We start from the raw sequence: 13,702 nt of genomic DNA, 5'->3' as shown, positions 1-13,702 counted from the left end.
ACAAACCCCGCTCAGGCGGGGTTTTTCTTTTGGCTCCGATGTCATAGCTTAATATTTCAGCGCACGAAACATGGAGGTGTGTGTGGCAAGGTACATGCTATTGCTTGCTTCGATCATGTGGTCGGGGCTTTCCTTTGGGTCGGTAAAATATAAATGCGATGGGGAGTGGGTAGATTATTGGCCGTGTGATAAGGGCCAGGCGGATAACAGGGCTGATACGGATAAGGCCATCCAAGCAATGAAAGACCAGTTCGCAGCTAGAGCCGCAGAACCTGAGCCGGATATGGATACTACTGCTAACACCTCGGCATTAGCGAACGGCTGCGATAGTGAGGATGTGAAGTGCTTTGCTGACAAAGCCAGGTCTGATGCTCTGATTCCTTGCAAACATAGTATTGAAAGCAGGGCTCGGTACGATTTTGAATGGACGGACAGCCTATTTGGCAAACCGCTTTTTGAATTTGATTACATGTGGGGGATTCCTCCTAATGTTGTTGTGTATTACGGTTCGGCTTTGAAGGCCCAAAATGGATTCGGTGCCTGGAAAGAAATGTACTATCAATGTTGGTACAACGTCAGAACATCACAGATCGAAAGGGTAGTTTTGAGATAGCTGCATTCATGTAACCCATCATAAACCCGCCCTATTGAGGCCCCTCGGTACGCTGCGATAACGCAGTTAATCGAGGGGCCTTTTATGTTGCCTGATACCTATCCCATAGCGCTTGCTTGGTTGCTCCGTCCCGATGTGGAAGGGGGCGAGGTCAACCATCCGGCCGACCGTGGCGGCCACACCAAGTTCGGCATGGCCGATGCCGCCGACGGCAAGAAAGACGGCATGCTCGATCTCGATCGCGATGGCAGGCCGGACATTGCCGTCGGCGATGCGACCCCTGCCCATGCAGAGTTGTTTTACCGAGCGAACTACTGGTTGCCGGCCCGTTGCGACCGGGTTGATAGCGTCTGCCCGCTGATTGCCATCGCCCTGTTCGACGGCGCCGTGCATCACGGCCCTGGTCGCTCGGTGCGCCAGTTGCAGCAGGCGCTCGGCGTCTTGGCCGATGGGCTACTGGGCTCCCATACCTTGCGGGTGCTGGCCGCCAAGACCGGCCGAGATGGTGGTCGGGCCCTGCTGCTCACGCTGCTGGAGATCCGCGCCGGCTTCATGCTCGGCATCGTGCGCAAAGACCCGAGCCAGTGGGTCAACGCCTGGGGCTGGATCAACCGCCTGCTGCGTCTGCAGCTCTACCTGCTCTCCCAGTTCGAGAAGGTGGCGCCATGAGCAGCCCCAGCCTCACCAATAAGCGCCAACGGGCACAGCAGCGGATCCAGGTGGCCGGTTACTTCGGCATCCCCGAGCTCAAGAATCCCCGCTATCTGGCCTGCTTCAAGGATGGGCGCCATGCCCATCTCAAGGCCTGGCTGGCCGACCCACTGACCAGCAATACCGACCCACAGGCGATCCCGCTTTACAGCCATCATGCCACCCGCCAATCCCTGTACGAGCAGGGCTGGCGGTCGGTAGGGGAGCTGGATCGCCTGCGGGCCCGTGCCCGTCTTACCCCACCTCAACAGAAGGAAACCCATCATGCCTGATTCCCTGTTACCCCAAGCAAAGCCTGCGCTCAAAAGCCGCGCCGTGATCGGCGGTGTGATTGCCGTGGGGGCCGGTATTGCCGGCCTGTTCGGCGTACCGGTCGATGCCGGCACCCAAGCCAGCCTGGCCACCACCATCGTGGATCTGGCCAGTGCCATCGGCGGCCTGCTGGCCATCTGGGGGCGCCTCAAGGCGACCCACGTCATCAAATAAGCCATCAAGCAGGGCAGGAGACACCCTTGAGCGACCCCATAGACCGCGCCCAGCAGCTCGACGCCGAGCGGACCGGGCGCCTTATTGACGCCCACCGGGCAAGGCCCAAACCCCGTGGCGATGGCATCTGTTGCGATTGTGATGAGCCCATCCCGATCGCACGGCTGCATGCCGAACCCGATGCGCCGCGCTGCATCGAGTGCCAGACCCTATTCGAGCGCAAGGAGGCAATCCGTGTGGGATTTCATCGTTAAGGGGAACAGGAGGCCGCTGCTAGGCCCGATATTGCCGAACCAGACGAAGGAGGCCACCGATGTGGGAATTTATCGTTAAGAACTGGGGGCCCCTGTACGCCCTGGCCAGTCTGGTGGGGCTGGTGGTCATCATCCTGCTCTCCAAGACCTACGCCAAACGGGAGGATGTCACCGGCCTGGCCGCCAGGGTGGCTAGGGTCGAGCAGCAACTCTCGGATCTGCCGACCGAGAAGGAGCTGCACACCCTGCAACTGGAGATCAGCGAATTGCGCGGTGAGCTGCGGGCACTGGCGCCGGAACTGCGCCAGGCCCGCCGTCTTGCCGACCTGCTGCTGGAAAATGAACTCAAGGAGAGACCATGAGCATTCAAGGAATATTGGACGCCCAGCAACGCCTGGTGATCTTGCGATCCTTGCTCGATATCGGCGGGGCGGCCAACGAGTCGATCCTCAATGACTGCCTCGACCAGCTGGGTACCGGCCGGGTGTCCCGGGATCGGGTCAAGACCCTGCTGGCCTGGCTGGATGAGCAGGGGCTGGTGCGCATCGAGAAATTGGCCCAGGTGCAGGTGGCGCACCTGACCGGCCGGGGCCAGGACGTGGCCGAGGGGCGATCCAGCGTGCCTGGCGTCAAGAAGCCCCGTGCCGAGGATTGAGGGAGGATGACCATGGCCGAGAAACCGACCCGGGGCCGGGCCAGCAAGGTGTGGCTGCTGCCCGAAGCTATCCGCAACGCCCTCAACGAGATGCTGCGCGACAAGGGCAACAGCCAGGCCGCCATCCTGGACGAGATCAATGGCCTTATCGAGGGCGCAGGGTTACCCGATGATCTCAAGCTTTCCCGCTCAGGGCTCAGCCGCCACGCCAGCCAGGTGGAGCAGGTGGGCCAGCATCTGCGCGACTTGCGGGAGACTACGGCGGCGCTCACTTCCCAGCTCGGTGACAAGCCGATGGGGGAGACCACCAAGCTCATCCTGGAGCTCGGCCGCTCCCAGCTGTTCAAGGCGATGCTGGCCCAGGTGCAGAACCCGGAGGAAGCGGTGGATATCGACATGCTGAAAAACGCCATGTTGGCGGCTCAGCGGCTCGAATCCACCGCCATGCAGAGCCACAAGCGGGAGAAGGAGATCCGCCAGGCCTTTGCCGAGGAAGTGGCCGCCAGGACCGAGGCCATCGTCACCCAGGCGGGCCTGAGCGGTGAGGCCGCCGCAGCCATTCGCCGCGAAATCCTGGGGATTGCCTGATGACCACGATCGCCCAACAACTGGCCCAGTCCCTCGGTACCGAATACAGCCCCGACGAGGTGCTGCTGCCCTACCAGCGCATCTGGATTGCCGACGAGAGCCCGCTCAAGATCGCCGAGAAGAGCCGCCGCACCGGGATCACCTGGGCGGAGGCGGCCGACGCCGCCCTGACGGCCTCCAAGGCCAAGACGGCCGGGGGCTGCCACCACTTCTATGTAGGCAGCAACAAGGAGATGGCGCGAGAGTTTATCGATGCCGTGGCCATGTGGGCCAAGGCGTACAACAAGGCAGCAGGCGAGATCCAGGAGGAGGTGTTCACCGACGACGAGGACAAGGCGATCCTCACCTTCGTGGTCTATTTCGCCTCGGGCTTCAAGGTACAGGCCCTCTCCAGCAACCCCTCCAACCTGCGGGGGATGCAGGGCAATGTGACCATCGACGAGGCGGCGTTCCACGACCGGCTGGCCGAGGTACTCAAGGCTGCGATGGCGCTGACCATGTGGGGGGCCAAGGTGCGGCTTATCAGCACCCACAACGGCGTGGACAACCTGTTTAACCAGCTCATCAACGACAGCCGGGCGGGCCGTAAAGAGTATTCCATCCACACCATCAGCCTGGACGACGCCTGCCGCCAAGGGCTCTATCGCCGCATCTGCCAGGTCAAGGGCACGCCCTGGACGCCGGAGGCCGAGGAGAGCTGGAAGGCCGGCCTCCTCAAGGCCACCGCCACCGAAGAGGATGCCCTTGAGGAGTATTTCTGCGTACCCAAGCAGAGCAGTGGCGTCTATATCAAGCGCACCCTGATCGAGCGGGCCATGCAGCCGGATATCCCCATCCTGCGCTTCACTTCCCCTGCGGACTTCGAGCTGCAAAGCGAGGAGACCCGCAAGGCGGTTGCGGAGATCTGGTGTGAGGAGAACCTCAAGCCCCACCTGGAGGCGCTCGATCACAGCTGCCGTCATGTACTGGGGGAGGACTTCGCCCGCAAGGGGGATCTCTCGGTGTTCGTCCCGCTCTCCATCGCGACCAGCCTGCGCAAGACCGTGCCCTTCGTGGTGGAGCTGGTCAACGCCCCCTATGAGACCCAGCGCCAGATCCTGTTCACCCTGCTCTTGGGGCTGCATCGCTTCACGGCGGCCGCCTTCGATGCCACCGGCAACGGCGGCTATCTGGCAGAAGCTGCCCGGCTGCGCTGGGGCGCCAGCATGATCGAGTGCGTGATGCTCAATGACCCCTGGTACCGGGAGTGGATGCCCAAGCTCAAGGCCGAGTTTGAGGATGGCAACCTCATCATCCCGCGCCATGCAGATGTGCAGGACGACCTGGGCAAGATCCAGGTCATCAACGGGGTGCCCAAGATCGACAAGGGCAAGAACACCGGCCAGGGCGGCCAGCAGCGCCACGGCGACTTTGCCGTGGCCCTGGCCATGGCGGTGCGAGCCAGCTGGATGGAAGGGGGCGCCATCGAGTTCACCCCCTTACCAGGTAAACACGGGCGCGACAGCAACGACGACTATCACCCATCCCTCGGGACGAGGGATCTGATCAAAAGTGAGAGAGGGGGTTGGTAATGGCCGGACTCATCGACATTCATGGCAACGCGCTGCGCCTGCAGAAGGAGCCTCAAACCGAGAACGACGCCAAGCTGGCCCAGTTGCGCCGTCACTACAGCGAACACCCCACGGTGGGACTCACCCCGGGCAAGGCAGCGGCATCGCTGAAAGAGGCGGAGGAGGGGAGCCTCATCGCCCAGTGCGAGCTGGCCGAAGACATGGAAGAGAAGGACGCCCACCTGCAGAGCGAGCTCGGCAAACGGCGCCGGTCCCTGCTTGGGGTGAGCTGGACCATAGAGCCGCCCCGCAACGCCAGCGCGGCAGAGCAGCGCGACTGCGAGATGATCCGCGAGCTGCTGGAGGACTTTACCTGGTTGGACGACGCCATCTTTGACGCCACCGATGCGGTGCTCAAGGGGTTCAGTGCCCAGGAGTTCAGCGGCTGGGAGATGGTGGAGGGGTTGCAGCTCCCCAAGGGCATCGTCTGGCGCGATCCCGCCTGGTTCCAGACCCACCCGGATGACTGGAACCAGTTGCGGCTGCGGGACGGCAGCAAGGAGGGGGCGGCCCTCAATCCGTTCGGCTGGATCATGCATAAGGCCAAGTCGAAATCCGGCTACTTGGCCCGCACCGGCCTTATCCGCACCCTGGTCTGGCCATTCCTGTTCAAGAACTATAGCGTGCGGGATCTCGCCGAGTTTCTGGAGGTCTATGGCCTGCCGGTGCGTCTGGGCAAATACCCGGAAGGGGCCACCGAGAAGGAGAAGGCGACCCTGCTGCAGGCGGTGCTCTCCATCGGCCACAATGCGGGCGGCATCATCCCCCGGGGGATGGAGATCGAGTTCCAGAACGCGGCCAGCGGTCAGGCCGATCCCTTTGTGGTGATGATGGACTGGTGCGAGCGCTCCATGAGCAAGGCCATCCTGGGGGGCACCTTGACCAGCCAGGCCGATGGCAAGAGCTCGACCCATGCGCTCGGCAACGTGCATAACGAGGTGCGCCAGGAGGTGCGGGATGCGGACCTTCGCCAGCTCGCCGCCACCCTGACCCGGGATCTGGTCTATCCGCTGTTTGCCCTGAACGGCAAGAGCTTCCAGGGGCCGCGCCGCTGTCCGCGCCTGGAATTCGACGTGACCGAGCCCGAGGACATGCGCGATCTGGCCTATCCGCTGCGGGCCCTGGTGGGCATGGGGATGCAGATCCCGGCGCAGTGGGTGCGCGACAAGCTGCAGATCCCGGCACCCAAGGAAGGGGAAGAGGTGCTGGTCATCGTCGACAAGCAGGCAGGGGCCGGGGAGGCGGCTCTCAGGGCGCAAGGGTTGGCGGCCTTGGCGGCAAAGAATCCTGTTCAGGGTGATAACAACGACGCCCAACTGGCGAGGCTGCAGGCGGAGGTCGCCCCCTTGCTTGCCAGCATGACCGATGCCGTCCAGGCACTGGTGATGCAGGCCACCACCCTGGAGGAGATCCGGGATGGCTTGCTGGCGCTGGAGCCCAACCTCAGCCATGACGAGCTGGGGGCCCTGCTGGCCCAGGCCATCGCCGCCAGCGAACTGCTCGGCATGCTGGAGATGGAGGAGGGCAACTGATGCCCGTTCGTTACGGCAGTCTGCCGTTCGAGGAGGCGATCGCCTTCTTTCGCCAGAAGCTGAATATGCCGAGCGAGCGTTGGGCCGATGTGTGGCGGGATGCCCATAACCGCGCCTTTATGGTGGCGGGGGCGACCAAGACGGACTTGCTGGCTGACCTGCGTGGGGCGGTGGACAAGGCGATCAGCGAGGGGCAATCCCTCGGCGCGTTCCAGAAGGCGTTCAAGGATATCGTGGCCCGCCACGGTTGGGAGCACACCGGCCCGGCATCGTGGCGCTCTCGCGTCATCTTCGAGACCAACCTGCGCCAGAGCTACAACGCCGGGCGGGATGACCAGATTGAGCGCATCAAGCACAAGCGCCCCTATGCGCTCTATCGTCACGGCGACTCCGAGCACCCCAGGGAGCTGCACCTCAAGTGGAACAACCTGGTGCTGCCGGTGGACCATCCCTGGTGGGATACTCACAGCCCCAGCAACGGCTTTGGCTGCAAGTGCAAGAAGTTCCTGATCGAAGAAGCTGATCTCAAGCGGCGGGGGCTGACGGTGAGCCAGGCACCGGATGACGGCGACTATGAGTGGGTAGACAAGGCGACCGGGGAGATACACCGGATCCCCCGTGGCATCGACCCGGGATTTGACTACCGGCCGAAGACCCCGGCCGCCTTGACTGAGGCCATGGCCAAGCGGGAGGTGGCGAAACCCGCGCTGGCCGAGCGTCTTCCGGAACGCCTGGTAGAGAGCGCCTTCTCGACCGCCAAGGGTGTGACGGCGCAGGGGGTCAGCGATCTGCTGGCCCAGCTACCCGCACCCCAGCGCGAGCCCTTGGCGGCCTTCCTCAAGGCGCACCCAATCAAGACCCTGTTTATCAAGCAGACCGAGATGGGGAAGGGGGCGGCAGGGCTCAAGGTCGCGCCGGCCATTGCCGAGTACCTGGGCACAGACCCTTACCTGGTGCGGTCCCTCTATAACTCGCGCCGGGCCAGCGCGACCAATGGCTTTACGGCCAAAAGTTGGGGCCATCTGGTTATCAAGGTCAAGGCGGGTGATACACTCAAAGCGTTGGATATGCAGGCGGTGCAAGCGGCGGCGGCCGAGGTGGTGACCGATGCCCATGCCAACACCGGGCCCCGTCAGTGGCAGCCAAGGGGCACCAGTGGCGAGACCTTGCGCCGTCACTGGAGTGTATCAGCCAACGTCGGCGGCAAGCAGGGAGAGTCAGCCCAGCGGCTCTCCACCTGGTTGCACGAACTCGGTCACCAGGTTCACTTCTGGGCCGGGGAGCCAGACCTGACGGGAGTAGGGCTGCTGACGGAGTATGCCGGCAAGACCAGGATGGAGGCCGCCGCCGAGGCGTTTGCCGTCTGGGTCTTAGCGAGGGATGCCATGGTGGCGCATTTCCCCGAGTTGGCCAAACGGGTGGAGGCCATGCTCGCCCAGGCAACGGCCGCCAGCCGTAAAGGAGAGAAAGGATGACCCTGTTGGAGCAAGCCAGCGCCCTGCTGGCAGAAGATGGCCCCTTTACCCTGCGCCAGGCCAAGGCGCTGGATGCCTTGTGTGAGCAAGCCTTGAAGGCTGGTGATGACGAGGTATACATGTTGGTGGATCTCTGGGAGGCCGCCATGGCTGTGGCTGATGAGGAGGCCCTGCACTTTATGAGTTCCTTCGAGAATAACGCCTGATGGCCGGCACTTTTATCGCCATCAGCCACCACGGGGTGGCCGATGCCCATGAGCTGCTGGCCCGGCTCTATCAGCGCACCGGCGATTTGAGCGAGCCCCTGGCGGATATCGGCGAGGGGCTGGCGCTCTCCCACCGGGATCGCTGGGATGCGCAGGAGACCCCGGAAGGGGAGCCCTGGGCCCCCCTCTCGGACAAGTACCGCGCCCGCAAGCCGCGCCATGCCGACGAGGTGCTGCGCCTCAACGACGATCTGCGCGACACCCTCAACTATCAGGCCGATCCCCAGGCCCTCTACTTCGGCACTCCGCTGGAATACGGTGCCGCTCACCAGTTCGGCCGCCCCGAGATCAACCTGCCCGAGCGCCCCTATCTGGGGTTGTCGGAAGCAGACCAGCAGAGCGTGCTGGAGACACTAGAAGGCTATCTGACGGCGGACGCGCCCTAAGCCTCTGGGCGCGTTTACGGGGACAGGGCCGGTGCGATGGTATGGCCCGTCCGCTCTTCACACGGCAAAAGCGCGTTTAAACACCATTAAACAGCCATTGTCTCCTTGGCTTTTACCTTTCGAATGAGGCTCTCAGAGAACCAGCGCCCTTTGTCGATCTGTTTTTGTACCTTCTTCTGGTATTGGCCGGGGCTTAATACATTGGGTGTTTTGTGACGGGTACTGTTGCAGTGCTTGCAGGCTGCGACGATATTGCTGGCATGATCCGAGCCTCCGTCACTTCTGGGATGAAGATGCTCCCCCGTGCATTGCAGGGAGCGAGCTTCGGTAGGGGTTAGGCCGTAGTGGCGAATCAGTTGTGCAGGGGATGATTCCCACATAGGGAACCCGCAGTAGAAGCAGTGAAAGGATTGGCGAACGGCTGCCTGGTGGCGTTGTTTGGCGATGGAACACATAGACGAAACCTCAATCAGTGATGTATTGAAGTCCGTAACGGTATTGATTGGATTATGGCCGGACGGACTTCGGTTTTAGTTGAAGTCCCGTCGGCCTTTAGGGGCTCAGCACGGGTACTGACCGGGGTAACCGGATCAGCCTTGCACCGCTCCCTTGAAGGTACAGCGGCAATCAAGTTGTAGCCGTAATCTAGTCGTATGTAAAGTAGCTTCCAGCATGCTCTATAGGTCCAAATATCCCCTCCGGAACGCTCGTGTTTTAGCGTTCTACCTGGATCTGCACTAACCCACCATAAACCCCACCCCTCGCTCACCTCCCTGACACTGGCACCAGTGATTATTGCTGTGACCAGCCGGAGTGAGAGTGATGCCCCCATCTGCGATTGCCGTGGACATCTTGAGTGCCAGACCCACCACCCTGGGGCTGGCTGTGCTCGATGCGGCGCTTGGCCCGAGCGACGACGGTTGGCACCAGTTACTGCCGGTGGGCCCGTTCAAGGCCAGGGATGGCCGCCCCTTCGATGTGCCTGGTGGCCACTGGCAGCTCGACAAAACTATCGCCACCACCCTGATCAATCGGGCCAAGGCGCTCGGCCAAGACATCCTTATCGACTACGACCACCAGACCCTCAAGGTGGATCAGAACGGCCAGCCCGCTCCGGCGGCTGGTTGGTACAACGGCGACGAAATCGAGTGGCGCGAGGGGGAGGGCCTCTTTATCAAGCCCCGCTGGACCGAGCGGGCCGCCGCCCTGGTCGCCGCCAAAGAGTATCGCTTCCTCTCAGCCGTCTTCCCCTATGACGCCCAGGGCCGCCCCCTGGAACTGCGCATGACCGCCATCACCAACGATCCCGGGGTGGTGGGTATGCAGGCGCTGGCGGCTTTGAGTGCGTTGCCTGCTTCAAGCCTTATGCCTATCCAACCCGGCCAGCTGGCCACCTCAATCAAGGAGAAATCCATGAACGAACACTTGATCGCGCTGCTCGGCAAACTCGGCATCCAGCCGGGGGCCGATGGTCAGTTTACCGCCGAGCAGGGCACCGCAGCCCTGGCGGCCCTGGATACCCTGCAGGCCAGCGCCAAGAAGGCACCGGAGCTGGAGGCCGCGCTCTCGGCCGAGAAGACCGCTCTGGCCGCCCTCAAGGCACAGACGACGTCAGTACAACAAGGAGCCCAGGTTGACCTAGCGCAATACGTGCCGGTGGCGACCTATAACGCCCTGGTCACCCAGGTGGCGGCCCTGACCGCCCAGGTGGACACCACCGACGCCGCGACCCTCATCAAGGAGGCTCGCGCCGCAGGCAAGGTGGTGGCGGCCGAAGAGGAGTACCTGACCGCCTACGCCGCCCAGAAGGGGGTGGCTGCCCTCAAGGCGCTGCTGGAGCCGCGCCCGGCCATCGCCGCGCTCACGGCGAGCCAGACCGCCGCCGTCACCCTGCCGGAAAAGAAGGGCGAGGCGGTGCTCTCGGCCGAGGACAAGTACGCCGCCGACCAGCTCGGCATCAGCCACGAGGACTTTGCCAAGGCCAAGGCCTGAGCAAGCCCCGTTTCACGCGAAGGCAGTTCCGTATAACCAGAGAAGGAATAGACCATGGCCATGATTACACCCGCGCTGCTGCAGTCCCTCTTCACCGGCTTCAAGAAGAACTTTGAAGACGCCAAGAGCGAGGCGCCGACCCAGTACACCAAGATCGCCACCGTGATCAAATCGACCACCAAGTCCAACACCTATGGCTGGCTCGGCAAGTTCCCGAGCTTGCGCAAGTGGGTCGGGGATCGGGTGATCGAGTCGATGAAGACCCACGGTTACCAGATCGTCAACGAAGACTTCGAAGCCACTGTGGCCGTCGATCGCAACGATATCGCGGACGACGAGCTGGGCATCTATGCCCCCCTGTTCGCCGAGATGGGGCGCTCGGCCGGGGTTCATCCCGACGAGCTCTGCTTCGGCCTCTTGGGCGCCGGTTTCACCACACCCTGCTACGACGCCCAGTATTTCTTCGATACCGATCACCCGGTCTATCCCAAGGTCGATGGCACCGGCACCCCGGCGCTGGTTGCCAACCTGGTGGTGGATGGCGCCTATACCGGCGAGCCCTGGTTCCTGCTCGATACCAGCCGCGCCCTCAAGCCGATCATCTTCCAGGATCGCAAGTCCCCCGAGCTCATCGCCATGACCAAGATCGACGACGAGGCGGTGTTCACCCGCAAGGAGTTCCGCTACGGGGTGGACTGCCGCGACGCCGCCGGCTTCGGTTTCTGGCAGCTGGCGTTCGCCAACAAGCGGGCGCTGACTCCCGACAACCTGTGGGATGCCTACAGCCGGATGCGGGAATTCCAGGCCGATGGCGGCCGCAAGCTCGGTATCAAGCCGACCCTGTTGGTGGTGCCGGCGTCGCTTGAGAAGTTGGCGACCCAGATGCTGAAGCGCGAGCTGGAAAGCAGCTCCAGCAACGAGCTCAAGGGCAAGCTGGAGCTGGTGGTGGCTGATTATTTGTAAACCAGAGCCGTAAGCGACACCGAGCTGTTTAACAGCGGGGTTAATCGAGCACAGTGTGGACGTTTAACCCCCGTTTAAGCCGGATCCTGGATTGAACGAGACAGAGGGAAACATGAGATGGAACACGAGATGGAACAGGCTATTCGAGTCGGCATCACATCAACGGTTCGTCAGGTCTATTTTCGCGCGGGCCTGGCGATTGCACCTGGCAAGTCTGAGCTGGCTGTGTCGCCTGTACAGTGCGAGATCCTGGAGGCCGATCCGCGCCTGGTGGTCACCCGCCTGGGTGAAGACGTCGCCCTCGCGCCGGCTGATGCACCGCAGACGAACGGGGATCTGGACGCAGCAGTGGGCGGCCTGACTGGCTCGGGCTATCTGGCGGGCGTCGCCACGTTGGATGGCAAGGTCACACCGTTGGCCGAGATGAAGGTCGATGAGCTGCGCGAACTGGCCGTGGAGATGGCGATCCCGGGTGCCGCCGGCATGAAGAAGGCCGAGCTGGTGGCTGCCATTGCGGCGACCGAGGTGCAATACCCGGTCAAGGACGAGGCTGGCGTCACCACTGAACCGCCTGCCGATCCCGTAACCGAGGGCGCCTGATATGTACGCCAGTGTCAGCGATATGGTGACCCGCTTTGGCGAGGCGGAGCTGTTGCGCCTGGCCATGAACCCGGCCGGCGAGCTGGATAGCGCGGCCATCACCATCGCACTGCAGGACGCCGGCGCCTTGATCGACGGCTACCTGGCGGGGCGCTATCCCTTGCCGCTGGCCCATGTACCGAGCGCCCTGGTGCCCATCTGCGCCGACATTGCCCGCCACCGCCTCTATGGCGAGCAGGCGCCGGAGCAGATAGCCAAACGCAATGAGGCGGCCCTGGCCTTCCTCAAATCGGTGGGCAAGGGGGAGCTGGCGCTGGGGCTGGCGGCAGACGGCGAGCAGGTGGAAAGCCAGAACCTGGCCCAGTTGCAGTCCGATGGTCGGGTCTTTGGCCGGGGAACTGGGGGCTTCCTATGAGTGCCCCCACGCCTGAACTCGACTACCTGGCGGCGGGGGAGCGGCTGCGCGAGCTGCTGCTGCCCTTGAAAGGGCAAGGGCTCAAGGAGGTGTTTGTGGCCACCGACCTGGAGGCGGTGGCCAACTTGGGGCAGCACACCCCGGCCATCCATGTGATTTACCAGGGCGAGCGAGAGAGCGAAACCAGCCAAAGCGGGCGGCAAAGCGCGTTCGATCAGGTTTGGCTGCTGGTGTTGGTGCACCGTGCCACCCCCAAGGAGGTCAGCGCCGGGGTGTGGTTGGGGCGCATGTTGCAGGCCGTGGCCGGTCGGGCCTGCGGTGACAGTACCTTTCGGCGTGAAAGCGCACCAGTCAAGCCGAGTTACAAGGGTGGGGTGGTCTATCTGCCCCTTGCCTTCAAGACGACAGTGAAATTCAAGGGAGAACGGTCATGAGCGAAACACTGCACCTGGAAGGGGATCTCTATATCGAGACCTTCACCAACAACGTCTCGAACGGGGTGATTGGCCCGGTGGACGTCAACAGCCTGGAAGTCAAACCGGACAGCGAGAAGATCAGCATCCCGAGCAAGCGCAAGCACAAGCTGGGCCAGGCGCGAGAAAGCTACTTCGTGCCCAAGCCCGCCACGGTCAACATCAAGACCAGCGAGATCCCGCCGGTGCTGCTGGCTGCCGCCTTTATGGGGCTGGAGAGCCCGATCAATCAGGGGGCGGGGACGCTCACCGAACTGCCGGTGACCCTGCTGGCGCACCCCAAGTGGGTGAGCCTGGGCAAGAGCAACCTCTCGGCCACCGGCCTGGTGGTGAAGGAAGGGGCAACCTCCTTGGTGCTCGGTACCGACTTCGAGATCAACTATGCCCTGGGGCTGCTACGGGCCACCAAGGCGGGGGCGGTGGCAGATGGCGGCCCGGTGACCGTCAGCGCCAGCTATAACGCCATCACCGGCACCCGCATCGCCGGCAACGTGCAGCCGGAGGTGAAGGCGAAGCTGACCCTGGATGGGCGCAGCGTGATCAGTGGGGAGGCCATCCTGCTGACGGTGCCCCGCGCCAGCCTGGCCCCAAAGAAGGCGGTGGACTTCCTCAGCGACAAGCCCATCGAGATCGAGCTGGAGGGGGAGCTGTTGGCCCTGGATGGGCGTTGTTGCCCAAATCGA

Annotated in this window: 20 protein-coding genes; 19 read left to right on the top strand and 1 reads right to left on the bottom strand. The window is 63.0% G+C overall.

All coding sequences use genetic code 11. The features are described 5' to 3' along the window. Positions 1 to 82: 82 nt before the first annotated feature. The 13 genes from BN1132_RS02140 (at position 83) to BN1132_RS02080 (ending at position 8,576) form a co-directional block, all read left to right on the top strand. The gene (locus tag BN1132_RS02140; RefSeq protein WP_042074581.1) at positions 83 to 613 is read left to right on the top strand and encodes a hypothetical protein; all 531 of its coding nucleotides are present in this window, start codon (positions 83 to 85) and stop codon (positions 611 to 613) included. Positions 614 to 697: 84 nt separating this feature from the next. Then, positions 698 to 1,282 carry a glycoside hydrolase family 108 protein gene (locus tag BN1132_RS02135; RefSeq protein ID WP_042074579.1) on the top strand — a complete coding sequence of 195 codons (585 nt, stop codon included), beginning with the start codon at positions 698 to 700 and terminating at the stop codon, positions 1,280 to 1,282. Next, the gene (locus BN1132_RS02130; RefSeq protein WP_052446995.1) at positions 1,279 to 1,596 is read left to right on the top strand and encodes a hypothetical protein; all 318 of its coding nucleotides are present in this window, start codon (positions 1,279 to 1,281) and stop codon (positions 1,594 to 1,596) included. The genes BN1132_RS02135 and BN1132_RS02130 overlap by 4 nt, the downstream gene beginning before the upstream one ends. After that, positions 1,589 to 1,810, top strand: a complete 222-nt coding sequence (locus BN1132_RS02125) for a hypothetical protein (RefSeq protein WP_042074578.1) — start codon at positions 1,589 to 1,591, stop codon at positions 1,808 to 1,810. Before BN1132_RS02130 ends, BN1132_RS02125 begins: the two co-directional genes overlap by 8 nt. Positions 1,811 to 1,836: 26 nt before the next feature. Continuing rightward, entirely contained in the window at positions 1,837 to 2,064 is a 228-nt protein-coding gene (locus BN1132_RS02120) for a TraR/DksA C4-type zinc finger protein (RefSeq protein WP_042074576.1), read from the top strand. 59 nt (positions 2,065 to 2,123) lie between these two features. After that, positions 2,124 to 2,426, top strand: a complete 303-nt coding sequence (locus tag BN1132_RS02115; protein ID WP_042074574.1) for a DUF2730 family protein — start codon at positions 2,124 to 2,126, stop codon at positions 2,424 to 2,426. Then, positions 2,423 to 2,719: a VpaChn25_0724 family phage protein gene (locus BN1132_RS02110; RefSeq protein ID WP_010674005.1), complete on the top strand. Its 297-nt coding sequence runs from the start codon at positions 2,423 to 2,425 to the stop codon at positions 2,717 to 2,719. Before BN1132_RS02115 ends, BN1132_RS02110 begins: the two co-directional genes overlap by 4 nt. A 12-nt stretch (positions 2,720 to 2,731) precedes the next feature. Further along, positions 2,732 to 3,307 (top strand): DUF3486 family protein, encoded by a 576-nt coding sequence (locus BN1132_RS02105; RefSeq protein ID WP_042074618.1) that lies wholly within the window; start codon positions 2,732 to 2,734, stop codon positions 3,305 to 3,307. Next, positions 3,307 to 4,878: a terminase large subunit domain-containing protein gene (locus BN1132_RS02100; protein WP_042074572.1), complete on the top strand. Its 1,572-nt coding sequence runs from the start codon at positions 3,307 to 3,309 to the stop codon at positions 4,876 to 4,878. Before BN1132_RS02105 ends, BN1132_RS02100 begins: the two co-directional genes overlap by 1 nt. Further along, positions 4,878 to 6,449 carry a DUF935 domain-containing protein gene (locus tag BN1132_RS02095; RefSeq protein WP_042074569.1) on the top strand — a complete coding sequence of 524 codons (1,572 nt, stop codon included), beginning with the start codon at positions 4,878 to 4,880 and terminating at the stop codon, positions 6,447 to 6,449. The genes BN1132_RS02100 and BN1132_RS02095 overlap by 1 nt, the downstream gene beginning before the upstream one ends. Continuing rightward, positions 6,449 to 7,924, top strand: a complete 1,476-nt coding sequence (locus BN1132_RS02090; RefSeq protein WP_042074567.1) for a phage minor head protein — start codon at positions 6,449 to 6,451, stop codon at positions 7,922 to 7,924. The genes BN1132_RS02095 and BN1132_RS02090 overlap by 1 nt, the downstream gene beginning before the upstream one ends. Continuing rightward, complete coding sequence (locus BN1132_RS02085; protein ID WP_042074565.1) at positions 7,921 to 8,130, top strand: hypothetical protein; 210 nt, start codon at positions 7,921 to 7,923, stop codon at positions 8,128 to 8,130. The genes BN1132_RS02090 and BN1132_RS02085 overlap by 4 nt, the downstream gene beginning before the upstream one ends. Then, positions 8,130 to 8,576: a phage virion morphogenesis protein gene (locus tag BN1132_RS02080; RefSeq protein WP_042074562.1), complete on the top strand. Its 447-nt coding sequence runs from the start codon at positions 8,130 to 8,132 to the stop codon at positions 8,574 to 8,576. The genes BN1132_RS02085 and BN1132_RS02080 overlap by 1 nt, the downstream gene beginning before the upstream one ends. Before the next feature lie 86 nt (positions 8,577 to 8,662). Here the strand turns inward: BN1132_RS02080 and BN1132_RS19270 are convergent, their stop codons facing one another. Beyond that, complete coding sequence (locus BN1132_RS19270) at positions 8,663 to 8,956, bottom strand: HNH endonuclease (RefSeq protein WP_244462895.1); 294 nt, start codon at positions 8,954 to 8,956, stop codon at positions 8,663 to 8,665. Positions 8,957 to 9,398: 442 nt separating this feature from the next. Between BN1132_RS19270 and BN1132_RS02070 the strand changes: the two genes are divergently transcribed. The 6 genes from BN1132_RS02070 to BN1132_RS02045 form a co-directional block, all read left to right on the top strand. After that, entirely contained in the window at positions 9,399 to 10,568 is a 1,170-nt protein-coding gene (locus BN1132_RS02070; protein WP_042074558.1) for a phage protease, read from the top strand. A 54-nt stretch (positions 10,569 to 10,622) separates the two neighbouring features. After that, entirely contained in the window at positions 10,623 to 11,531 is a 909-nt protein-coding gene (locus tag BN1132_RS02065) for a Mu-like prophage major head subunit gpT family protein (RefSeq protein ID WP_042074556.1), read from the top strand. A 117-nt stretch (positions 11,532 to 11,648) separates the two neighbouring features. Beyond that, positions 11,649 to 12,131: a Rho termination factor N-terminal domain-containing protein gene (locus tag BN1132_RS02060; RefSeq protein ID WP_042074554.1), complete on the top strand. Its 483-nt coding sequence runs from the start codon at positions 11,649 to 11,651 to the stop codon at positions 12,129 to 12,131. 1 nt (position 12,132) lies between these two features. Continuing rightward, positions 12,133 to 12,546, top strand: a complete 414-nt coding sequence (locus tag BN1132_RS02055) for a gp436 family protein (protein WP_042074553.1) — start codon at positions 12,133 to 12,135, stop codon at positions 12,544 to 12,546. Further along, positions 12,543 to 12,980, top strand: a complete 438-nt coding sequence (locus tag BN1132_RS02050; RefSeq protein ID WP_042074551.1) for a phage tail terminator protein — start codon at positions 12,543 to 12,545, stop codon at positions 12,978 to 12,980. The genes BN1132_RS02055 and BN1132_RS02050 overlap by 4 nt, the downstream gene beginning before the upstream one ends. Next, on the top strand, positions 12,977 to 13,702 hold a 726-nt coding region (locus BN1132_RS02045), incomplete at its 3' end, for a phage tail tube protein (protein WP_042074549.1). The genes BN1132_RS02050 and BN1132_RS02045, both read left to right, overlap by 4 nt.

The sequence above is a fragment of the Aeromonas sanarellii genome, assembly GCF_000820085.1.
Classification (GTDB): domain Bacteria; phylum Pseudomonadota; class Gammaproteobacteria; order Enterobacterales; family Aeromonadaceae; genus Aeromonas; species Aeromonas sanarellii.
The sequence above is the reverse complement of the archived record's forward strand: the minus strand, read 5'-3'. Positions and strand labels throughout refer to the sequence as shown.